The sequence below is a fragment of the Dietzia sp. DQ11-38-2 genome, assembly GCF_014145055.1.
Taxonomy (GTDB): Bacteria; Actinomycetota; Actinomycetes; order Mycobacteriales; family Mycobacteriaceae; genus Dietzia.
In genome coordinates this window covers 1-756 of the sequence record NZ_JAALDW010000441.1, presented here as the reverse complement: position 1 = coordinate 756, position 756 = coordinate 1, and the positions used below count along the sequence as shown (strand labels likewise).

At 70.9% G+C, this 756-nt stretch carries 1 protein-coding gene; it reads left to right on the top strand.

The window, feature by feature from the left end:
* The coding region (gene cofG, locus G6026_RS17520; protein WP_241728095.1) for a 7,8-didemethyl-8-hydroxy-5-deazariboflavin synthase CofG at nucleotides 1–756 on the top strand (756 nt) is incomplete at both ends.

Below are 756 nucleotides of genomic sequence, written 5' to 3'. Positions count from 1 at the left end.
GAGGGAGTGGCTCGAGTCGCGCGGCTTCTCCTCGACCCTGGACTACGTCAGGGCCATGGCCATCCGGGTGTTGGAGGAGACGGGGCTGCTGCCGCATCTCAACCCCGGGGTGATGAGCTGGTCGGAGATGTCCATGCTCAAGCCGGTCGCACCGTCGATGGGGATGATGCTCGAGACCACCGCCACAAGGCTGTTCACCACCCCGGGTGCGTGCCACCACGGCAGCCCGGACAAGGACCCCGCGGTGAGGCTACGGACCCTGACCGACGCCGGGCGTCTCGCGGTGCCGTTCACCTCGGGGATCCTGGTCGGTATCGGGGAGAACTGGACCGAACGGGCCGAGAGTCTGCTCGCGTTGGCCGGACTGGCCAGGGAGTTCGGACACCTCCAGGAGGTGATCGTCCAGAATTTCCGGGCCAAGCCCGACACCGCCATGCGCGACTCGGCCGACGCGGACACCGGCGAGTTCCTCGCCGCGATCGCCGTCGCGCGCCTGGTGCTCGACCCGCGGGTCGCCGTCCAGGCCCCGCCGAATCTGGTGGACCGGGGGGAGGTGCTGGCTCTCATCGGCGCGGGGGTGGACGACCTGGGCGGCATCTCCCCGCTGACACCCGATCACGTCAACCCCGAGCGGCCGTGGCCGCATCTCGAGGGGCTGACCGCCGACCTGGCGGCGGCGGGGTGGGCACTGACCGAGCGTCTCACCGCCCACCCGCGCTACGTCGGTGCGGGCGACGCCTGGATCGACCCCAGGGT